Here is a 23,027-nt window from a genome sequence, read left to right as displayed (position 1 = left end):
ATGATTATAAAGATTGCTCAACAAATCAACATCAAAACCGAACAAGTAGAAGCGGTTTTAGAATTACTGAAAGCCGATGCTACTCTCCCATTTATTGCCCGTTATAGAAAGGAAAAAACAGGCGGGTTAGATGAAGTACAAATTGCAAGTATTAGAGATATTGCTGAGCAAATAACATCTTTCAATCAAAGAAAAGACAGCATATACAAATCATTAGATGAGCAGGGAATTCTAACTGAGGAACTCAAGAAGAAATTAGATTCTATTACAGATAAATCGGAATTAGAGGATTTTTATTTACCCTATAAACCCAAAAGAAAAACCAAAGCATCTGTTGCAAAAGAAAGAGGACTGGAAGGTTTAGCAAAAATGATGATGTCGCAAAGTAATGACGACATTGAATACTCAGCCAAAAGATTTATCAATAGCAATGTAAAAGACACTGAGGAGGCCTTACAAGGCGCAAGAGACATTATTGCTGAATGGATTAGTGAGGATCCTCTTATCAGAAGAAGATTAAGATATCTATTTCAAAGGGAAGGCGAAATCATCTCCAAATTAGTGAAAGGAAAAGAAGAAGAAGGCGATCGGTTCTCCATGTATTTTGATTATAGAGAAAGAGTGAAACAAGCTGCCTCTCATAGGATACTAGCAATTTATCGTGGAGAAAACGAGGGATTCATCAAGTTCAAAATTGAGCCCCCTATTGAAAATGCAATCGAATTAATAGAATCACAATATATCAGAAGGAGCTCTACCACTCGAAATCATCTTCTACTTTGTATTAAAGATGCCTATAAAAGATTACTACAACCCAGCTTACAAACTGAGTTTAAAAATGAGTTAAAGGAAAAGGCAGATCTAGATTCCATAGCTATCTTTGCGAAGAATCTCAAAGAACTCCTCTTGGCTCCTCCCCTAAAAAACAAGAGGGTTTTGTCAATAGATCCTGGTTTTAGATCGGGCTGCAAAGTGGTTTGTTTAAATGAGAACGGTGACTTACTGCACAACGAGACTATCTTTCCGCACCCTCCTCAAAAAGACAGCAAATTAGCAGCCCACAAAATTACTTCTCTTACCGATGCCTATAAAATTGATGTGATAGCCATTGGTAATGGAACTGCTGGAAAGGAAACCGATTCTTTTGTTAGAAGATTACATTTCAATAAGGAGATTAAAGCCATTATGGTAAACGAGAGTGGAGCCTCAGTCTATTCGGCTTCCAAGGTAGCTAGAGAAGAATTTCCAGAATATGACGTCACAGTAAGAGGAGCTGTTTCCATAGGAAGAAGGCTTATAGATCCATTATCAGAATTGGTAAAGATTGACCCAAAATCCATTGGAGTGGGACAATACCAACACGATGTAGATCAAAATAAACTCACCCAATCCTTAGATGAAGTGGTAATGAGTTGCGTTAATGCGGTAGGGGTTGATTTAAATACTGCCTCAAAGCAACTATTGGCTTATGTTTCAGGTATTGGACCATCTTTAGCCGAAAACATTGTGAAATACAGAAAAGAAAATGGCAATTTCACCAACAGAAAACAAATACTCGAAGTAGCTCGCCTCGGACAAAAAGCTTTTGAGCAATCAGCTGGGTTCTTAAAAATTAACGATGGAGATAATCCTTTAGATACCTCCTCTGTCCATCCGGAAAGCTATGCCATTGTTCACAAAATAGCTAAAGATTTAAACCTTAAACTCGAGGACTTAATGGGTAGTGAAAAAGTTCTAGAAGAATTAGATTTAGAGAAATACATTAGCAATACCATAGGATTACCTACTTTAAAAGACATCAAGAAAGAATTATTAAAACCTGGTTTAGATCCAAGAAAAGAATACGATGCCTGGGAATTTGATCCCAACATAAATCGACCATCAGACTTACATGGAGGAATGAAATTAAGGGGAATTGTAACTAATATTACCGCCTTTGGTGCCTTTGTTGATATAGGTGTTCATCAGGATGGATTGGTTCACAAGAGTAATATGGCCAACGAGTTTGTGAAAGACCCCAATCAATTTGTTCATATTGGTCAAAAACTGATGGTTACGGTTATTGAAGTAGATTTGTTAAGAAAGAGGATTCAGCTTTCTATGAAATAGAAAAAGTTCAAAGTTTGAGAGATTAGGAAACTGGAATATAAGAACGACATAATTACATTAGAAAAAGTTAAATTCATTAGACTTTATAATATATGTTGATACTTTTGCGTTCCTGATCTTATAAAAAATAGATATGATTAAAAAGATACTTTATATCGTCATTATTGGCGGATTATTTTTGACACAAAACGCCTATTCTCAAAGAATTATGGGAGAAGCCATCATCGGATTAAACATGTCGAAAATAGAAGGAGATTTAGTAAACAATGGTAGCTTAAAATTTCAGAAACCAGGCTTGGTAGTTGGCGCAGGTGCTATCGTTCCTATTAATGATTTATTTTCTGTAAATATTCAGGCCTTATTCAACCAAAAAGGGGCATATAAAAGAAATGGCATATACGAGGATAGTGTCCCATATTATAAAGCCAGATTAGATTATGCCGAAGTCCCTTTAATCTTTCAATATAATGACAAAAACGGACTGACCATTGGTACTGGATTTTCTTATTCAAGGCTAGTTAGAGTTCAATGGATTGTTAATGGACAAGAAGTATCTAATACACTGAGTGATGGATATTTTGCACAAGACAATGTAGATTGGATAGCTGATTTTAAATACAGGATATGGAAAAGCGCTTCCATTAATGTGAGATACCAATATGGCCTTACCTCCTTATGGTCTGGTGATGATGAGGATTTATTAATTAATCAAAATGATCAAAAACAGAGTTCTGACCAGAGACATTCAGTACTATCTATAAGACTCACCTGGACTCTTGGTGCCACACAATCGAAGAACGTAAGAAAAGGCATTGAATAATGAAAAAAATAGCCTCCTATTGGGTTAAACAACTAGACCTTGCCCCTCATCCAGAAGGCGGATATTATAAAGAAATATATCGAGCAGAAGAATTTATTAAAGCCGATTCCTTACCTGAGAGATTCACAGGAGATCGGAATCATTCCACTGCTATTTATTACCTTTTAGAAGAAGGCGATTACTCTTGCTTTCATAGAATCAAGTCAGACGAGATTTGGCATCATTATGCCGGAGGAGTCATTCATATTTATATTCTAGAGGATCATACAATAAAGCTCCTCAAATTAGGTATGGATATAGAAGGCGGAGAACAACCCGTTTGTGTAGTACCTAAGAACACTTGGTTTGCAGCTGAACCCTCCCCAGAAACAGAATACGCCCTTGCAGGATGCACTGTAGCACCTGGGTTTGACTTTCAAGACTTTGAAATGGCTAATCAAGAGCAGCTTAAAAGTTACCTTAATCTGGATGCTATGCTCATTCAGAGGTTCATTAAATAGAAATCTATTTTCAGTTTACAAGACTTAACTATTATCTGCTTAAGGTAGGCAATACATTTTGCTAATCAATAGCAAGCGATTATCATAAAGCGCAAAACATATCCTCAAATACCTGATATTATTTCTCTGTGAAACCCTTATCTCATTGCGAAATTACCACCTCTCATTATTCATCCTAAAGCTCTATTAAATAAGGACAGCAAAACCTAAGTGAGTGGATTACCCTAACAACATAATCTATAAACACACACTAACAATCTTTAGACAAATAGACCTTAAACTATTCACAATAGTCTAAGTCATTAACCCTTAAACATCAAACCATAAGGCATCATTTCTCTATCACAATATTAAAATCGGTTAAGAACAAAAAAAGGGATGCGAATTGCATCCCTTTTTTCTATTGATATAAATCAATACTATTTTTTTATCACCTTAATTGTATGCTTAGCAAGATCAGTAGTTACTTCTAAGAAATAAACACCATTGTCTAACTGAGAAACATTAATTTGACCTTCAGTTCCTAAAGTTGTATAAACATCAACTACTTGACCTAAATAATTACTTACAATAACTTGCTCAATTTGAGCATCAGCTTTAACAAAAACAACATCATTAGTTGGGTTAGGATAAACCATAACAGCGTCTGTTGCATTTAAATCATTAGTCGCAGTAATAATATCAAGAGTAACATCAATTTCTGTATAATTAGTAACAGGATCATTAGCAGCAACTACTAAAGAACCAGTATACTGTCCATTTGGCAAGCCATCAGGGCTCATAAATACACCAACAGTTTCGCTTCCGCCACCAGGAATCATACCAAAATCAACAGGAACATCCATCCAATTTGGGAAAGGATCACCAACTGTATTAGCTCTTACAGCCCAGTTATAATCTAAAGAGAATTCACTCCATCCAGGACCAGTAGAAGACCAGTTTACACCCGGAGTTTTTGGACCAGCATCACATCCCATTGCATAAACAGCAGCAGGTTGGAAATATTCTACACCAATATAAATTGGGTTACCATCTAATACGATTTCATCAGTAATCATTGCTTCACTCCACTCACCAATAGCAGCATTGAAAGAAGCTGAATAAATAACTTCACCAGGACCTGGAACAGTAGTTTCACCAGCAGCCCAAACTTTCACAAACATATCTAAAGCTTGATCAGCCATAAAAACCTCAATAGATTCCAAAGTAGTACCAATATAATCCTCTTGTAAAGAAGGCTCTAATAAAACAGCAATTTTACGAGATACAGCTCCGTCAGAACCAATATTTTGAGTAACATCATCGGCACAATAACCAACATTATGCATTGCAGAACCTGCAGATGCTTCTACATCGTAAGTAGGATAAACATCATACTCTAAATTTTCTTGTCCAACATTTGCTATGCTAAAAGTTTCAGTTACAGCAGTTCCATCAGCGATTTCAACAATAATCTCATCAGTATCAACCTCTACAGTAGCAGGTGTTAATGCATTTGATAAAGAAATAAAAGTAAAGTTATCAAAATAATACATTGGAGTTTCACCATTCTCAGCACCGGCATACATATTAGCACAACCTAATTGGTTTTCACCAGCTGTACCATCAGTTGCAAGACTCCACTGCCACTCAATAATATCTGTATCATCCCAAGACATTACAGCAACATCTTCATTTAAGTCAATATAAAAGAATACATTGAACCAAGTATCTTGAGCATAAGTAACATTAGTTAATTCTTGACCACCAGCAGTAATTTTTGAAGAACCATCAGCATACAAGAAAACCTCAACAGCCCACTCAGAAGCAAATACATGCTGTAGGTTATAATAACCAGCCATACCAGCAGGTACATAAAAATCATAACTTACACCATAAACACCAGATGTTTTATCACCGAAAGGGAAAACAGCATCATTAGTTCCACTTACCATAACAGAGTTAGGAGCAGTTTCAAATTGAGCATCAGAAATAACAGCATCTTCCGCTGTACCAGGTGCATTAGTCCAAGTTGTCCATTCTTCATCAACAACAGCTAAATAATCACCAGAAGTATGCATGTCAAAACCTGATTCATAAACTACTTCAACAGCTTCATTAAACATGAAGTTATCAAAATAATACTCAGGATCTTCCGTATAACCTGTAAGAACACCAGCATACATATTAGCACAACCTAATTGGTTTTCACCAGCTGTACCATCAGTAGCTAAGCTCCACTGCCATGTAATAATTTCTTCATCATCCCAATACATAGTTGCCAAATCTTCATTTAAGTTAATATCAAATGAAACATTGAACCATGTATTAGCTTCGTAAGTCAAATTAGTTAATTCTTGACCACCTGCAGAAATCTGACTACTTAAATCTCCATTTAAGTATACCTCAACAGCCCACTCAGAAGCAAAAACATGCTGCAAATTATAATAACCAGCTTTTCCAGCAGGTACATACATATCAAAACTAACTTCATAAGCACCAGATGTTTTATCACCAAATGGATAAACAGCATCTGTAGTACCCATAACAACAACTGAATTAGGTGCAGTTACAGAAAAAGCATCAGATATCATAGCATCTTCTGCTGTACCTGGAGCATTTGTCCAAGTTGTCCAATCTGTATCCACCTCAGCTAAATAATCTCCAGAAGTGAATCCATCAAAGTCTTGTTCGTAGCCTTGAGCGAATAAGCCAAACCCTACAAACATTGATAAAATTAAAAGTAAATTTTTTCTCATAATTGATTGTTTTTAAAAAAATGATTAGGTAAACACAAATGTATAAATTCTATATGGAAAATCAAATATTTTACACTGCAATTCAAGCTTAGTCAAGCGCCATCCTAAAAGCCACATAACACACTGATAACATACAAGATATGACAGATACTTTCTTATACAAAAAGAATAATAACAAATTATTTAAGCTTTTCTTTAGCGTTTCCTAAGTAAATATACCCTAATCTACGTGAAACAACGTATTGATGGATTCAATATCTTTCAGAATTAAATCAGCACCTAGGCCAGATTCAGATGAGGTGAGAAACATGGGAGGCAAAACTTCCCAAGCTTCAGAAAGTTTAGATTTATATTTGGCAATATTATCTTCTAGCTTTCTTTTCTTTGACTTATCAGCCTTAGTAAATATGATAGAAAAAGCGAGCTGGTTTTCGGCCAATTGCTCCATAAACTCCATATCGATTGCCAATGGCTGATGGCGAGAATCAATTAAAACATAAATATTCATTAGATTCTTACGCCCAAGTAAATACTCGCTAATCATGGCTTCCATTTTCTTCCTAACGGCTATAGGCATTTTAGCAAATCCATAACCAGGCAAATCCACTAAATACCAATTCTCATTAACTAGAAAATGATTAATTAGCTGAGTCTTTCCAGGCGTGGAAGATGTTTTGGCTAGCTTTGACTTATTACAAAGCTTATTAATTAATGAGGATTTCCCCACATTTGATCTTCCAATAAAAGCATATTCTGGTTTTTGGTCAGGAGGGCAATGTGACACTCCTGTACTACTTTTTAAAAACTCAGCGCTATTAACGATCATATTCGATTTCTCCTCATTGCTTTTATATTATGTGAAATTTTTGCAATATAACTTTGCAAGTAACGCTTCTTCTTCTTTTCATACAAATCATCCACTGTTATCATCATCCCTGTTTCTTCAACATACCCGAACTCATCATTCACTGCAGTACCAAAAGTTCTCATGGTTGGAGATAAATTTAAATAGGCATTAAATAGTGGCGGAATATTTTCTTTTCTACTCCTAAGATTCTTAACTAATATTTTATAGTTTTCTTCAAAAGTATTACCAATAAATATAGCCTCCAATTCCTCTTCACTGGCCTCTAAAGCTAATGGCGCATGAGCCACTAAAAGTTTGTCTTTATCTGGAAAGAAATTATAGAAGAAATACAAAAGAATATCTCTGGCTTCCTTATCATAATCTGTATACATGGTCATTTTTCCGAACAGATACTTTACACCTGGAGTACCAACAACCATGGCTCCTATCCCATCCCAAAGATTATCCAAAGAGTATAATCCCTTTTTAAGATTAAATGTTGGTTGATAATTAGGCTGAACAAAAGAACGCCCGAGTTCTATACTATGAGGCAAAAAATCATCAATAAATTGCTGTGAGAACCTGTATAAATGAGAAGTTGCGCTTTTTACCTCGGTGCCATTCACCTCGATATCTCTTCCATGGATAAAACGATATCCACCAACAATTTCTTTGTCTTCAGGATTCCAAACTATCAATTGCTGGAAAGGTTTTTCTAATGTATCATACTCGTCAACATCTAATTCACAACCCGTTCCCCCACCAGCATCTCTAAAAGTAATCTCTCTTAACCTACCTACCTCACGCATTAAGTGTGGAGAATCATGGGCAGTAAATACATAAATTTGATTCCCTCCATTATTCGTATCTGCTAGATATTTATCCGCAGTTAATTCAGCATCAATTAAGGCTCTATCAACCTTAGGTATTATGGTTTTCATTTTTATCTTTTTTTATTTTGCATGCTATAAACCACCTCTTTTACTTCTTTTGCCCATTCAATATCGGACTTAGATCTATCAAATTTTTGATAAGAAATTGCGGAGCCAAAATTAATATTTATTTCTTTCCCTCTCTGCTTGACCATTTCATCTACCAAATACAACATTTCGATATTGATTTTAATCCCTAACCTCGTTCTCCACTTGGCTAAGCCATAAAACCAGTTACTGTTTCTACCTGAAATAAATGTAGGAATAATATCTCTTTTATAGGATCTAGCTTTACGAATAAATGTCTTTTTCCATTCTAAATCCACAATACCTCCACTCTGCTTCCGGCTAACTAATCCAGCTGGAAAAAACAAAGTAATCACATCACTTTCGAAAGCATGGTCAATGATACGGGCATTCTCCATATTACTCCCATGTTTATTAATGGGAACAAATAGCTCCTTCAAATTTGGAAGATTCATTAAGATATCATTGACAGGAAACTGTATATCCTGACGTAATTGTCCAATCACATACATCAATGCAATACCATCCATCCCTCCCAAAGGATGATTCGATGCTATAATCACTCTATCTTCTTTGCCAATATTTTCTAGACCTTGCCAAGTTACCGTTATCCCAAAATCATCAAGAATAGCTTTTACAAAATCTAAACCATACAGCTCTTTATTTCTATGTAGAAAACTATTAATAAAGTCTTGATGAATAATCCTTTTCAAATAAGATATGACAAAAGAAGGTAACCATTTTAACAATTTCTCATTCTTACTGGCCATCACTTTCTCCACATCAATCACCTTATCTATTTTACTAGACTCTTCTATCATCCTATACGAATTTATGGATTTCTTATATACCTGAATTCTGCAAATTTACTCATTTCTTAGAATCTAATCTAATTTATATTATTCCAACAAAATTCCACTTTTCTCACCCTCCATATTTTCGATCACTCATCAGGACAAGTGGGAAGGATTTCATTTTCCAAAAAAAAAGTAATTTCACATCTAACCATTCATCCACCTCACCTTCCTATAAAGCTGAATACATATAACTTACACACAATAACAACCATATAAATACTTTCATAAATAAAAACACTACCAATAATTAACAATTCGAAAAAGTTATAAACACACCCACTTTTTACCACCACAGCTAAAACACCCTATCTTATTGATATTTAGGTTTTTATATCACTTTGAAAAATATATTAGAAATTTTACCGTAACATTTTATCAACAAGAACGTAAAATGTGGGATAATGTGGTAAAATAACTGTATTTTTACACTCAATTTTAGCAAGTAATAATGATAAATCTGATAGGGTCATACGAGGTTAAAGCAGACACAAAAGGTCGTGTGATGATTCCTGCAGGTTTAAAAAAACAAGTTCAACCTATTCTGAATGAAGGTTTTATTTTAAAAAGAAGCATATTTCAAAACTGCCTGGAGCTTTACCCCATGAGTGAATGGAATAAAGAAGCAGAAGGCCTATCAAAATTGAATCGCTTTGTAAAAGAAAATAATGATTTCATCAGGGCTTTTATGGCTGGCGTTCGTTCGGTAGAAGTAGATTCTACTGGGAGAATTCAAATCCCTAAGGATTTGGTTAAATATGCCAACATCAAAAAGAACCTGGTTATCTCTTCTTCTGTGAACAGAATGGAAATCTGGGACAAAGACACTTACGAAGGTGTTTTAAGCAGCCCAGACATGGACTTTGGTTCGCTTGCTGAAAAGGTGATGGGGAATATTCCTCATGACAATGAGTAAGTAAAAAATTATGTACCATTTGCCCGTTTTATTGAATGAATGTATTGAAGGACTAAACATTAACCCCAATGGGATTTATGTGGACGTAACTTTTGGTGGCGGTGGTCACAGTAAAAAGATTTTAGAACATTTAGAGGACGGCCACTTATATGCATTCGACCAAGATGAAGATGCAAAAAGAAACATCCCAAACGATTCTAGGTTCACCCTTATTCATGAAAACTTCCGCTTTTTAAAGAACTTCCTTCGCCTTCACCGAGTAAAAAAAATTGATGGATTATTAGCTGACCTAGGCGTTTCTAGCCATCAGTTCGATACTCCTGAGAGAGGTTTTAGCACTCGCTTCGATGGTCCTATCGACGGCCGAATGGACCAAAGGGGCAGCATTACTGGAAGTCATATCCTAAACACTTACGAATTACACGACCTCACCAATATGTTCCGCCTTTATGGGGAATTAAAGAATGCCTATAAAATCAGCCATCACATTATTGCCGTAAGAGAAACCAATCCTTTCGAAAGCATTCAGGGTTTAAAAGACAGTCTACTGCCTCTCGCACCGAAATTTCGTGAAAACAAATTCTATGCACAAGTATTCCAAGCCTTAAGAATAGAAGTCAACCAAGAATTGGAAGCTTTTAAAGACATGCTTAATCAATGCACTCAGATAATGAACCCAGACGGAAGACTAGTCATCCTCAGCTATCACTCTTTAGAGGATCGTATCGCGAAGAACTTCATTAAAACAGGAAATGTACAGGGCGATTTAGAAAAAGACTTCTATGGAAAAATTCTTAACGAATGGACCGCAGTAAACAGAAAACCCATCATGGCTGATGAAGAAGAAATTGAAATTAACTCCAGGGCTAGAAGCGCCAGACTGAGAGTTGCTAAAAAGATAGACAAGTAGAATAAATGAATAAGATAAAAGAAAACATAAAAGAGGTCAATCCTAAGGTGGAGAAAAAGAATAATTTCTTCTTCCGTTATGTACGTCCATTGCTTGATGGAAGCATTTTTTCCCGCGAAAAAGCAGAGAAGAATTTCCCATTCATCTTTTATGTCATCCTACTCATCATTCTATTTATCAGCAATACATTCAGAGCACAAGATACTCAGAGGCACATAAATCACACAAAAGAAGAAGTAAAAGCCATGCGTATAAAATCCATCTACATGAAATCACTATTGATGGAAAGCACCCGACCTACAAAAATGGCGGAACTAGTTAAGGGAATGGGCTTGGAAGAATCTGAAGTACCCCCACGCAAAATAATAATTGAAGATTAATAATGACAACAGAGAAGGCCATAAAATCAATTCACTTGAAGAGTATTATCACATACCTCTTTATGGTTTTATTTGCCCTTGCGATCATGGCTAAAATTCTTTACATCCAATTCAAAGAAGGTGATGAACTAAGGAAAATGGGAGTCAACAGAAGTATTGAAGAAAGAGAAATCAGTGCACTTAGAGGTAATATTTATAGCACCAATCAAAGCCTTCTAGCGGTTACCATACCAAAATACGAGATCAGGGTGGATTTAATTTCCAATAAGAGCGACCACTTTTTCAATGCCAATATAGATTCTCTAGCTTACGGATTTAGCAAAATCTTTAAGGACAGAACCAAAACCCAATACAAGAAACTTTTTACTCGAGCTCGAGCTCAGAAGAACTACTATCTGCGTGTTAAAAGAAACGTTACTTACAAACAATTACTCGAAATTCAAAAACTGCCCATCCTCCGATTAGGAAGAAACAAAGGTGGCTTAATCATTATCAAATCCAACAAACGCGAGCTGCCCTATAACGAGTTAGCCAAACGAACTATTGGTATTTATAATTATGAAGCAGGTAAATACGAGGTAGGATTAGAAGGTGCTTTTAATGAAACACTAGAAGGAACCCATGGCAAAAGATTAATGCAAAAAATTGCCGGTGGAACTTGGATGCCTATTGATCCTGCTAACGAAATCAAGCCCAAAAACGGAAACGATCTTTACACCACTATCGATATTGACATTCAAGATGTTACTGAAGACGCCTTAAGAAAGCAACTCATCCTTCACAAAGCAGAGCACGGTTGCGCCATAGTAATGGAAGTGGAAACTGGTGAAATCAGAGCCATTGCAAACTTAGGAAAAGATAAGAACGGGCATTATACTGAAGACTATAATTATGCTATTGGAGAAGCAGAAGAGCCAGGTTCTACATTCAAATTAGCATCTATTTTAGTGGCTTTGGAAGATGGCGTTATCAACCTCAACGACAGTGTAGAAACAGGAAACGGGAGCACTACTTTTTATGGCAAAACCATACGCGATGCTCATAAAATTGGCAACGGTACTATTTCGGTAAGAGATGTAATTGAACAGTCTTCTAATGTTGGAATCGCCAAAATTATTTGGGAACACTATTCTACAGATCCACAAAAATTTATCGACGGGCTTTACAAAACTGGAATCCACCAAAAATTAGGATTGCCAATCAAAGGGGAAGCAAGTCCTTATATAAAGAATACAGAGGATAAATCATGGTCCGGAATCTCATTACCTTGGATTGCCTACGGGTATGAGCTCAACATTACACCTCTTCAAACCCTAACCTTTTATAATGCCATAGCAAATGATGGAAAAATGGTTAAGCCCTTATTTATAAAGGAAATCAGAAACACTAACGAAGTCATTGAAACCTATGAACCTATTGTTCTGAATGAAAAAATTGCTTCTGAGGCTACCATAGAGAAATTACAGGACATGCTTGAAGGCGTGGTCTTAAGAGGAACAGCTAAAAACATCAAAAGCAAACACTATAGCATTGCCGGCAAAACAGGAACAGCTCAATTAGCTCAAAATAACAAGGGCTATAATAGAACAAACTATAAAGCTTCTTTCGCTGGCTATTTCCCCACAGAAAACCCCAAATACTCATGTATCATTGTCATCAATAATCCAAGTAATGGCTTTTATTATGGTAGCTCAGTAGCTGCACCTGTATTTAAAAATATTGCAGATAGAATCTATTCTAGTCATGTAGAAATAGCCTTTTCCGAAGAAGAGAAATCAAGTAAAATCAACCCAGCAAATTACTATAAAGCCGGCGCTACCGAAGACATTCAAATGATTCTGAAAGAAATGAATGCCGCAGCTAAAATTGATGAAGCCAGTAAAATAGTTATAGGATTACCTGCTGCTGATTCTGCATACTATGCCACTCGGACAATTTCTGACCACAAAATTCCAAAACTTATTGGAATGACAGCAAGAGACGCTGTTTACCTCTGCGAAGACTTGGGCTTAAAAGTAAAGATTGTAGGAAGCGGGTTTGTGAAAACACAATCGATTATAGCGGGAACACCAGCAACAAAAGGAAGAACCATCACTTTAAATCTCTCAAACAGCTAATGAAAAGAATAATAGACATATTAAAGAATGTAGACCTTATTGAATCTATTGGAGACTTGGAAACGAGAGTTTCTTCACTTGAGTTCGATTCTAGAAAAGTCATAACAGACAGTCTTTTTATTGCTACTAAAGGAACTCAGGCAGATGGCCACAACTATATTTTTAAAGCTATCGAACTAGGCGCCATTGCGATAGTATGTGAAGAAATTCCAGAAGAGAAATCTGAGGATGTTATTTATATAAAGGTTGAGAATAGCCAAAAAGCATTAGGATTACTGGCTTCTAAATGGTTCAACGAGCCATCGAGTCAGTTGAAGTTGATTGGAGTTACTGGTACAAACGGCAAAACAACCATCGCCACCCTCCTCCATAAATTATTTAGCCAATTGGGATATTACTGTGGCTTGCTATCCACTATTGAAAACAAAATTGGTGAACAAATCATTCCTTCCACCCACACCACTCCAGATGCCATTGCCTTAAATGCACTTTTAGCAGAAATGGTAGAAAAAGGATGTGGATACTGCTTCATGGAAGTCAGTAGTCATGCATTAGACCAAGGAAGAACAGCAGGTTTAGATTTTGATGGCGCTATCTTCACCAATTTGAGTCACGACCATTTAGATTACCACATTGACTTTGCTTCTTATATAAAAGCCAAGAAATCATTCTTCGACCATCTTAAAAAATCTGCTTTTGCCATTACGAATGAAGACGATAGAAACGGGATGGTGATACTTCAGAATTGTAAAGCAATAAAAAAAACATATAGCCTTAGAACCCTAGGTGATTTTAATGCCAGAATCATAGAAAATCAAATTAATGGTCTAAATCTAATCATAGACGGACAAGATGTTTGGTTTAGATTAACAGGTGAATTCAATGCTTATAACCTATTGGCCATTTATGGAACAGCTATAATGTTAGACCAAGATAAAGATGAAGTTCTAAGCCAAATGAGCACTATTTCTTCTGCCAATGGCCGCTTCGATTTGATGATTTCTCCAAGCGGGATTACTGCAATAGTTGATTACGCGCATACTCCCGATGCTTTAGAAAATGTTTTAAAAACCATCCAAGATATCAATACTGACAATGGAAAAGTATTCACAGTAGTTGGAGCTGGTGGAAACAGAGACAAAGCTAAAAGACCAGAAATGGCCAAAATAGGTGCTCAATACAGCCAACAACTCATTCTTACCTCAGACAATCCAAGATTTGAAAATCCAGAGGATATCATCAGGGATATGAAAGCTGGATTAAACCCTTCAGAATTAAGAAAAACCCTAGCCATCACCAATCGCGAAGAAGCCATTAAAACCGCTTTTGCTATGGCACAAACAAAAGACATCATCCTGATTGCTGGAAAAGGTCATGAGACCTATCAGGAAACCAATGGAAAACGCCAGCATTTTGACGATAAAGAAGTGATTAACAATCTATTTAAGCAAGCATAACATGTTATATTATTTATTTGAATACCTAAGAGAAGAGTTTAATATGCCAGGAGCAAATTTGTTCCAGTATATTTCTTTCCGTGCTGCTATGGCAGTGATTACTTCTCTTTTAATTTCTATGGTATTCGGGAAAAGTCTCATCGAATTACTCCGTAAAAAACAAGTAGGAGAAAGCATCCGTGATTTAGGTTTAGAAGGACAAAATGAGAAAAAAGGAACCCCAACCATGGGAGGGTTAATCATCATTGGTTCTATTCTTATTCCAGTTTTGCTTTTTACAAAAATTAATAATATTTATATCATTCTATTAATCTTCACCACCGTATGGATGGGAATGATAGGATTCTTAGATGATTATATCAAAGTTTTCAGAAAGAACAAGAAGGGATTACGCGGAATCTTCAAGGTTATTGGTCAGGTTACTCTAGGAATCGTAGTTGGAGCTACCATGTATTTCCATCCTGGTATCACCATCAAGGAAAAAGCATTAGAACTACAAAATAACAGTGCAACACAAACTGAATTAACCACTGACAAAACCAGCAATACACAAGTTACTTTCAATAACGAACCTGTTCGTTCTACACAAACTACCATTCCATTTTTTAAGAATAATACTTTCGATTACGCCTCTTTGGTTACTTGGATTAGCCCAAGCTTAGACAAATGGTCGTGGATAGTATATATCGCATTAGTAGTTCTCATTATTACTGCTGTTAGTAATGGAGCCAATTTAACAGATGGAATTGATGGTTTAGCCACTGGAACCTCAGCAATTATTGGCGCCACATTAGGAGCATTTGCGTGGCTGAGTGGTAATATCATTTTCGCCAATTACCTGAACATTATGTTTATTCCTGGTATTGGTGAACTCACCATTTTTATGAGTGCATTTGTAGGTGCTACCATTGGTTTCTTATGGTATAACTCCTATCCTGCACAAGTATTTATGGGCGATACCGGAAGCCTCACCTTAGGAGCTATTATCGCTGTATTCGCCATCCTTATTCGTAAAGAATTACTCATCCCCATTCTCTGTGGAATCTTCTTGATGGAAAGCCTATCAGTGATTATGCAGGTGACATGGTTTAAACATACTAAAAGAAAATATGGTGAAGGCCGACGCATCTTCAAGATGTCTCCTATTCACCACCATTACCAGGTTCTAGGATATTCAGAACCAAAAATCGTATTGCGCTTTTTCATCATTGGGATTATGCTGGCCATCATCACCATTATCACTCTAAAATTGAGATAAATGAAAAAGCTAGTTGTTCTAGGTGGAGGCGAAAGCGGAACTGGAGCGGCTATCCTCGGTTTGCAAAAAGGCTATCAAGTATGGCTGAGTGACAAAGGCAAAATTGAAGAGAAATACAAAAAAGTTCTTATAGATAATGAAATTGAGATTGAAGAGGGTCAACATTCAGAAAACATCATTCTACAAGCAGATGTAGTGGTAAAAAGTCCCGGAATTCCAGATTCGATAAAGCTTATTGAGAAAATTAAATCGAAAGGAATTCCAGTGATATCTGAAATTGAATTTGCAGCCCAATATACCGATGCCAAATTAATTTGCATCACTGGTAGTAATGGAAAAACTACCACTACAAGCCTTCTATACTTCATCCTGAAAAATGCAGGATTGAATGTAGGACTTGGAGGCAATATTGGGAAAAGCTTTGCCTGGTCAGTGGCTGAGGATGATTTTGAAACTTATGTGTTAGAAATCAGCAGTTTTCAACTGGATGGCATGTTCGAATTCAAAGCCGACATCGCCATCATCACCAATATCACACCAGATCATTTGGACAGATATGACGATTGCTTTCAAAACTATGTGGATTCAAAAATGCGCATCATTCAAAACATGGACTCCTCAGACTATCTCATTTATAATGCTGATGACGCTGTAATTACAGCCGAATTAAACAAAAAGAAATCAAACATTCAGCTCCTTCCCTTTTCTCTTTACGAGAAATTTGAAAACGGTGCTTGGATGTCGGGAGATAACGTAATAATTAAAAATCAAAAGGACGAACTAATCATGACACTAAGAAGTTTAGCACTACAGGGTAAGCATAACACTTACAATTCAATGGCAGCCGGAATCGCTTCCAAATTAATGAACATTAGAAATAAAAATCTAAAAGAATCTTTAGAGGAGTTCCAAACTCTTCCACATCGCATGGAAAGCGTAGCAACTATAGGCGGAGTTCAGTATATCAACGATTCCAAATCGACCAATGTTAACTCTACCTATTTTGCCTTAGATAGCGTAAACAGACCTATCATTTGGATTGCAGGTGGAAAGGACAAAGGAAACGACTATGAATCTATCAAAAACCTAGTGAATTCAAAGGTTAAAGCTATTGTTTGCCTAGGCTTAGACAATATCAGTATTCATGAGAATTTCGGAAAATTCACTTCTACTATCATCGATACCTATTCTGCACAAGAGGCTGTTGAAACAGCACAAAGATTAGCAGAAGCAGGTGATGCTGTTTTATTATCTCCAGCTTGCGCAAGTTTCGATCTTTTCGAAAACTTCGAAGACAGAGGTGATAAATTTAAGAAAGCTGTTAACGAATTATAAAACTCAAATCCATTGAGAAAGTTTTTTACACATAAAGGAGACAAAACCATTTGGGTGATATACCTGATACTATCTTTAGCATCGATAGTACTCATCTATAGTGCCTCGAGCTATATTGCGGTAAAAATGCGGGATGGGAACTTCTTGTATTTCCTATTCAAGCAAATAGCAATAATTGGTGCCGGATATATCACCATGCTACTCTTCTCCAAAATCAGGTATCAAAACTTTCAGTGGCTGAGCAAACTTTTCATATTTGTTGTCATACCCATACTTTTATTTACTGCTATTTTGGGAACCAATATTAATAATGCGAGCCGATGGCTTACAATACCGATCATAGGTATCAGCTTCCAGAGCTCCGACTTTGCTAAAATCGTCCTTTTGGCTTTTCTAGCCCGAAATATCAGTAAACTCAATGGTCAACAAAATAACGGAACCAGTATTTACTATACCGCTGGAGCTATCTTCCTGCCAGCATTAGTCGTTACTGTGCTCATATTGAAGTCCAACCTAAGTACCGCTCTTTTGGTTTTTACTTCCGCCTTTTTCATGATGTGGTTAGGACAAGTAAAAACCAGATATCTGGTAGGCTTAGCTGGCATAGGAATACTATTTGTAATGCTGGCCTTTGTGGTAGCAAAAACAAATCCTAATCTACTTCCTCGTTTTGATACCTGGGTGAGTAGGATAGAGAATTTTGGCGGCGATGATAAAGATGCCAACTACCAAGTATTACAAGCAAAAATCGCCATCGCTTCTAATCCAATCATTGGCAAATTACCCGGTAAAAGTAGCCAAAGAGCATTTCTCCCATCCGCTCATGCCGATTTTATCTATGCCATAATCATAGAAGAATACGGAACCATTATTGGTTTTATTGGCATCTTAATATACCTAGCATTGCTTTGGCGCGCTATGGTTATCGCTAAAAATAGTGAAACGAAATTTGGAGCCCTCTTGGCCATGGGGCTCATGTTTAGTATCGTTTTTCAAGCCTTAATAAATATAGGTGTGGCCACCAACCTACTACCCGTTACAGGACAACCTCTTCCTCTGATTAGTTCAGGAGGAACCAGTTTTGTGTTTACGAGCATGGCTTTGGGAATTATTCAAAGCATAAGTGTTGGTTTAAAGAAAGAAAAAGAACCCATTGAAGTCGTACAATAATATGAGTAGCAACGAAAACATAAGAGTCATGATTAGTGGCGGTGGTACTGGAGGACATATCTTCCCAGCTATTGCTATTGCGAAGGCTATTCAAAGAAAGATGCCCTTGGCCGAGTTTCTATTTGTAGGGGCACAAGGAAAGATGGAAATGGAAAAAATTCCAGAGGCGGGTTTTAAGATTGAAGGTCTTTGGATAAGTGGATTTCAGAGGAGTCTTAGTTTGAAGAATTTGAGTTTCCCTTTTAAACTTGTCAGCAGTTTAATGAAAGCCAAAACCATTATCAAGAATTTCAAACCACAAGTAGTTATTGGTGTGGGAGGGTTTGCCAGCGGGCCCACGTTAAGGGTAGCATCAAATATGGGAATTCCTTGCCTCATTCAAGAACAAAATTCCTACCCTGGTGTTACAAATAAACTACTGGCCAATAAAGTAAAAAGTATCTGTGTGGCTTATGAAGGAATGGATAAATTCTTCCCTAAGGAAAAGATTAAACTCACAGGAAACCCCATTAGAAAACAAGTAACAGAAGGCAATAAGAATGAAGCTTTAGAATTTTTCAAGCTTGACAAAGCAAAGAAAACCATTTTGGTAGTTGGAGGAAGTCTAGGTGCACAATCTGTAAATTTAGCCATAGCTGGTGAAATAGAAAACTGGGCAAAACTAGATGCACAAGTCATTTGGCAAACGGGCAAAACCACCTTTGAAGAATCAAAAACTGCTTTAGAGAATTCAGCTGCAAAGAATATACATATCTATGACTTCATTAGAAGAATGGATTTAGCTTATGCTGCAGCTGATTTAATTATCTCCAGAGCTGGAGCCATTGCAATATCAGAAATTTCCGCTGTTGGAAAACCTGTCATATTCGTGCCTTTTCCTTTTGCTGCCGAGAATCACCAAACGAAGAACGCACAAAAACTCGTCGACCATCAAGCTGCTAAACTGATAGCAGATAACAAAGTATCGGAGGAATTATTCCAAACTACAGCAGATTGCTTAGCAAACGAAGGCCTCCTCAAGAGCATGGAAAAAGAAATTAAAAAATTAGGCGTTTTAAATGCTGACGACATCATTGCTGATGAAGTCATTAAATTGATATCATGAATTTAGAAAAAGTAAATAAGGTATATTTTTTAGGCATTGGCGGCATAGGCATGAGCGCTATAGCCCGCTATTTCATGCAAAAGAATATTCCTGTTTATGGATATGATAAAACAGCCTCTCCACTCACCCAAAAACTTGTAGAGGAGGGTGCAGAAATTATATATCAAGATGATATTGAGTTACTGCCTATTGGATTAACCAAGGAGAATGACATTCTTTATATATTCACTCCAGCCATTCCCCAAAACAATGTCATCTTTCAATATTTCAAGAAAGAAAACATCAGACTGTATAAAAGGTCAGAAATTTTAGGTTTACTCAGTCAACAATACAAATGCATTGGCATTGCAGGGACACATGGAAAGACAACCGTATCCAGTATGACGGCACATCTGTTACATTCCAGTAGCATAGGTTGTCAAGCCTTCTTAGGTGGCATACTTAAAGACCATGAAAGTAATTTATTAACTCATGAGACAAGTCAATGGATGGTAGTTGAAGCCGACGAATACGATCGTTCTTTCCTGCAACTACATCCACATATTGGCCTGATTACCGCTATGGATGCCGACCATTTAGATATTTATAGTAACCATAGCCAATTACAGAATACATTCAAAGAATACGCAAAGCAGGTAGATAACGACGGACAAGTCATTATTCACTATCAGCTTAAAGAACATTTTTCAGATTTTACAAATACAAAAACCTACTCTTTGGATAATCCATCCTCAGATATTTACGCATCCAACATTCAATTAAAACAAGGCTTATATCATTTTGATCTCGTCCATCCTGAAGGAAGAATAGAGGATTTAAGATTAAATATGCCTGGAATGATTAATCTAGAAAATGCTATAGCCGCCTCTGCCTTAGCCATTGAGTCTGGAGTTAAAGGAGAAGAAATCAGAAAAGCATTAGCCAATTTCGGAGGAGTCAAACGTAGAATGGAATTGGTGATTAAAAACGAAAAGCTGAGCTATTATGATGATTATGCCCATCATCCAGAAGAAATAAAAGCTGCTCTTAGTTCTTTGAAAAAATTATATCCTGAAAAGAAAATGACTGTGGTCTTTCAACCTCACCTTTTCTCACGTACACAAGATTTTCAAGATGGATTTGCCCAAAGCCTATCCATAGCCGATGAAATTATTCTTTTAGATATTTACCCAGCTAGAGAAGAGCCCATTCCTGGAATTACTAGCCAAATCATTCTAGATAAAATAGCGAAGCAGCATAAACAGCTTTTAAGGAAAGAGAAATTAATCTCTACTCTAAAAAACATGGAACTAGAATTATTAGTCACATTGGGAGCTGGTGATATTGACAGATTTGTTGAACCTATAAAAAACGAACTGTCATGATTATAAAAATAATCAATAAAACATTGTGGATAGCGTCGTTTTTGGCCGCAATAGTGATATTGGTATGGGCCAATATAGAGCGAGCCAATTCTTTTAGCAGCGATATTCAAGTAAAAATGCTAAAAACCGATTATCCGAGCTTAATTTCACAAGAGAGCATACAAACTCATATTTTGGAAACCATGCCTACCATGCTGGGACAATCGGTGAGAAATATTAATCTTTCTAAAATAGAGAATGAAATTTGCCAGAATGCACAATTAATTGATGTTAGAACCTTTGTTGGAATTGATGGATTAATACATATTAAAGTAAAACCAAGGAAAGCCTCTTTAAGAATTTTTGATATTAAAGGTAAAAACCTATACCTCGCCGATGGTTTAGTATTAATGGATAATAGCTTGGACTATACTCAGAGAATTATGGTAGCCAGTGGAGACATTCCGCATCTGAACAAGGAAGAAAAGTTACAAGTCCTCAAAGGAGAAAGAGAATTACCCCAAATATATAAATCACTTTACGAACTTGCTGAAGCCATTCATAAAGATGCCTTTTTAGAAGCTTTAATAGATCAGATTTACGTGAATAAAAATGGACAAGTGGAACTGACTCCAAAATTAGGAGTTAAAAACATTGAGTTTGGGGACATCAATGATATAGATAAAAAGCTAGAAAATCTGAAGGCTTTTTATGTTAATGGAAAAGACAGAATTGATTGGCAAAAGTATAAGTCCATCAATATTAAATATGATAATCAAATAGTGTGTAGTAAAAAATAATAGTCATGGAATCAAAAGATGTAATCATTGTAGGATTAGACATTGGTACCACCAAAATTGCGGCCATAGTCGGGAGAAGAAACGAGCATGGAAAGATTGAAATTCTAAGCTCAGGAAAATCCGAATCAATTGGCGTAAAAAGAGGAGTGGTTTCCAATATTGAAAACACCGTTCAAAGCATTCAAAAAGCAGTGGTAGAAGCCGAAGCAAAATCGAATGTACAAATTGAATATGTAAATGTAGGTATAGCAGGACAGCATATCAAGAGTCTTCAGCACCGTGGAAATATCATCAGAAAGAATATTGACGATGAAATTAGCCAAGAAGATGTAGATCAACTAATGGATAATATGCGTAATCTGAACATGAGTCCAGGTGAAGAAATTATCGATGTCATTCCTCAGGAATATATTATCGATAACGAAGCAGGCATTAAAGAACCTGTGGGCATGTTGGGAAACTCATTAGAAGCCAATTTCCATATCATCATTGGACAAACCACCGCTGCTAAGAACATTTACAAATGTGTAAAGAAAAGCAATTTAGACATTGTAGATCTAATATTAGAGCCTATCGCCAGTGCCAGAGCAGTATTGAGTGATGAGGAAACAGAAGCCGGAGTTGCCTTAGTAGATATTGGAGGTGGAACGACCGACATTGCCATTTTCCACGATGGAATCATTCGTCATACAGCCGTTATCCCTTTTGGAGGCGATGTAATTACGGAGGATGTTAAAGAAGGATGTTCTATCATTAAGAAACATGCTGAGGAATTAAAAGTAAAATTTGGTTCTGCTTTGTCGGACGAGAACAAAGAGAATGAAATCGTAGCCATCCCAGGCCTCAGAGGAAGACCTCCTAAAGAGATTACCTTAAAAAACCTAGCCAATATTATTCAGGCTCGTGTGGAAGAAATCATAGAACATGTGTATTGGGAAATTAAAAACTCAGGGTACGAGAATAAGCTGATCGCTGGTATCGTATTAACCGGTGGAGGATCCCAACTCAAACATCTGGTCCAACTCACCGAGTTTATAACCGGCATGGACACCAGAATTGGTTATCCAAACGAGCATTTGGCCGATGGTTCTCCAGAGGAATTATCAAGTCCAACCTATGCTACTGGTATTGGATTAGTTATTGAAGGATTTCAACGCTACGATGTAGAAAGTAGAAAAGAAAATTTCAAGATGAAAAACGATAAAGGAAAAGAAGAAGTTCCTGTGTCTTCCCCAAAAAGAAGATTTTTAGACAAAATCACCGACTTCTTCGATCAGGATAATAACGAAATCGTGTAAATCTTTTTAGACTATCGAAATACTACACACGCATTGATAGTCGAGGATTATCAACATAGATTTTGTTAATAAAAGTTATTAATTTCCACTAATGAAGGAATTAGCGTTTAT

The 23,027-nt window shown here is 36.5% G+C and carries 19 protein-coding genes; 15 read left to right on the top strand and 4 right to left on the bottom strand.

The features are described 5' to 3' along the window. From HNS40_RS02030 to HNS40_RS02020, 3 genes are all read left to right on the top strand, one after another. Positions 1–2,109 carry a Tex family protein gene (locus HNS40_RS02030; RefSeq protein WP_172276887.1) on the top strand — a complete coding sequence of 703 codons (2,109 nt, stop codon included), beginning with the start codon at positions 1–3 and terminating at the stop codon, positions 2,107–2,109. Between the two features lie 133 nt (positions 2,110–2,242). After that, positions 2,243–2,929 carry an outer membrane beta-barrel protein gene (locus HNS40_RS02025; protein WP_172276884.1) on the top strand — a complete coding sequence of 229 codons (687 nt, stop codon included), beginning with the start codon at positions 2,243–2,245 and terminating at the stop codon, positions 2,927–2,929. Continuing rightward, entirely contained in the window at positions 2,929–3,429 is a 501-nt protein-coding gene (locus HNS40_RS02020; protein WP_172276881.1) for a cupin domain-containing protein, read from the top strand. Before HNS40_RS02025 ends, HNS40_RS02020 begins: the two co-directional genes overlap by 1 nt. 419 nt (positions 3,430–3,848) lie before the next feature. Here HNS40_RS02020 and HNS40_RS02015 read toward each other — a convergent pair whose 3' ends face one another. From HNS40_RS02015 to HNS40_RS02000, 4 genes are all read right to left on the bottom strand, one after another. Then, complete coding sequence (locus tag HNS40_RS02015; RefSeq protein ID WP_172276878.1) at positions 3,849–6,167, bottom strand: T9SS type A sorting domain-containing protein; 2,319 nt, start codon at positions 6,165–6,167, stop codon at positions 3,849–3,851. Positions 6,168–6,387: 220 nt separating this feature from the next. After that, positions 6,388–6,993 (bottom strand): ribosome biogenesis GTP-binding protein YihA/YsxC, encoded by a 606-nt coding sequence (gene yihA, locus HNS40_RS02010; RefSeq protein ID WP_172276875.1) that lies wholly within the window; start codon positions 6,991–6,993, stop codon positions 6,388–6,390. Next, positions 6,990–7,955 (bottom strand): GNAT family N-acetyltransferase, encoded by a 966-nt coding sequence (locus tag HNS40_RS02005; protein ID WP_172276872.1) that lies wholly within the window; start codon positions 7,953–7,955, stop codon positions 6,990–6,992. The genes yihA and HNS40_RS02005 overlap by 4 nt, the downstream gene beginning before the upstream one ends. A 2-nt stretch (positions 7,956–7,957) precedes the next feature. Next, positions 7,958–8,794: a 1-acyl-sn-glycerol-3-phosphate acyltransferase gene (locus HNS40_RS02000; RefSeq protein WP_172276869.1), complete on the bottom strand. Its 837-nt coding sequence runs from the start codon at positions 8,792–8,794 to the stop codon at positions 7,958–7,960. 484 nt (positions 8,795–9,278) lie between these two features. Here HNS40_RS02000 and mraZ point away from each other — a divergent pair, with 484 nt between their 5' ends. Genes mraZ through ftsA form a run of 12 tightly spaced genes read left to right on the top strand, consistent with a single transcriptional unit; the run spans position 9,279 to position 22,916 of the window. Further along, the gene (gene mraZ / locus HNS40_RS01995) at positions 9,279–9,743 is read left to right on the top strand and encodes a division/cell wall cluster transcriptional repressor MraZ (RefSeq protein ID WP_172276866.1); all 465 of its coding nucleotides are present in this window, start codon (positions 9,279–9,281) and stop codon (positions 9,741–9,743) included. Between the two features lie 10 nt (positions 9,744–9,753). Further along, entirely contained in the window at positions 9,754–10,653 is a 900-nt protein-coding gene (gene rsmH, locus HNS40_RS01990; RefSeq protein ID WP_172276863.1) for a 16S rRNA (cytosine(1402)-N(4))-methyltransferase RsmH, read from the top strand. A gap of 5 nt (positions 10,654–10,658) precedes the next feature. Further along, on the top strand, positions 10,659–11,033 hold the full coding sequence (locus HNS40_RS01985; protein WP_172276860.1) for an FtsL-like putative cell division protein: 375 nt from the start codon (positions 10,659–10,661) through the stop codon (positions 11,031–11,033). Between the two features lie 35 nt (positions 11,034–11,068). Further along, positions 11,069–13,150: a penicillin-binding protein gene (locus tag HNS40_RS01980; protein ID WP_172276857.1), complete on the top strand. Its 2,082-nt coding sequence runs from the start codon at positions 11,069–11,071 to the stop codon at positions 13,148–13,150. Further along, entirely contained in the window at positions 13,150–14,607 is a 1,458-nt protein-coding gene (locus HNS40_RS01975) for a UDP-N-acetylmuramoyl-L-alanyl-D-glutamate--2,6-diaminopimelate ligase (RefSeq protein ID WP_172276854.1), read from the top strand. The genes HNS40_RS01980 and HNS40_RS01975 overlap by 1 nt, the downstream gene beginning before the upstream one ends. Before the next feature lies 1 nt (position 14,608). Further along, the gene (gene mraY, locus HNS40_RS01970; protein ID WP_172276851.1) at positions 14,609–15,865 is read left to right on the top strand and encodes a phospho-N-acetylmuramoyl-pentapeptide-transferase; all 1,257 of its coding nucleotides are present in this window, start codon (positions 14,609–14,611) and stop codon (positions 15,863–15,865) included. Then, positions 15,866–17,200, top strand: a complete 1,335-nt coding sequence (gene murD, locus HNS40_RS01965) for a UDP-N-acetylmuramoyl-L-alanine--D-glutamate ligase (RefSeq protein WP_172276848.1) — start codon at positions 15,866–15,868, stop codon at positions 17,198–17,200. A gap of 12 nt (positions 17,201–17,212) precedes the next feature. After that, positions 17,213–18,370: an FtsW/RodA/SpoVE family cell cycle protein gene (locus HNS40_RS01960; RefSeq protein ID WP_172276845.1), complete on the top strand. Its 1,158-nt coding sequence runs from the start codon at positions 17,213–17,215 to the stop codon at positions 18,368–18,370. A 1-nt stretch (position 18,371) separates the two neighbouring features. Beyond that, positions 18,372–19,475: an undecaprenyldiphospho-muramoylpentapeptide beta-N-acetylglucosaminyltransferase gene (gene murG, locus HNS40_RS01955; RefSeq protein WP_172276842.1), complete on the top strand. Its 1,104-nt coding sequence runs from the start codon at positions 18,372–18,374 to the stop codon at positions 19,473–19,475. After that, complete coding sequence (gene murC / locus HNS40_RS01950; protein WP_172276839.1) at positions 19,472–20,839, top strand: UDP-N-acetylmuramate--L-alanine ligase; 1,368 nt, start codon at positions 19,472–19,474, stop codon at positions 20,837–20,839. Before murG ends, murC begins: the two co-directional genes overlap by 4 nt. Continuing rightward, the gene (locus HNS40_RS01945) at positions 20,836–21,618 is read left to right on the top strand and encodes a cell division protein FtsQ/DivIB (protein WP_172276836.1); all 783 of its coding nucleotides are present in this window, start codon (positions 20,836–20,838) and stop codon (positions 21,616–21,618) included. The genes murC and HNS40_RS01945 overlap by 4 nt, the downstream gene beginning before the upstream one ends. Positions 21,619–21,623: 5 nt before the next feature. Then, entirely contained in the window at positions 21,624–22,916 is a 1,293-nt protein-coding gene (ftsA, locus tag HNS40_RS01940) for a cell division protein FtsA (protein WP_172276833.1), read from the top strand. Positions 22,917–23,027: the final 111 nt, after the last annotated feature.

It is taken from the genome of Lentimicrobium sp. S6 (assembly GCF_013166635.1).
In the GTDB taxonomy this organism is placed as follows: Bacteria; Bacteroidota; Bacteroidia; order Bacteroidales; family UBA12170; genus UBA12170.
The sequence above is the reverse complement of the archived record's forward strand: the minus strand, read 5'-3'. Positions and strand labels throughout refer to the sequence as shown.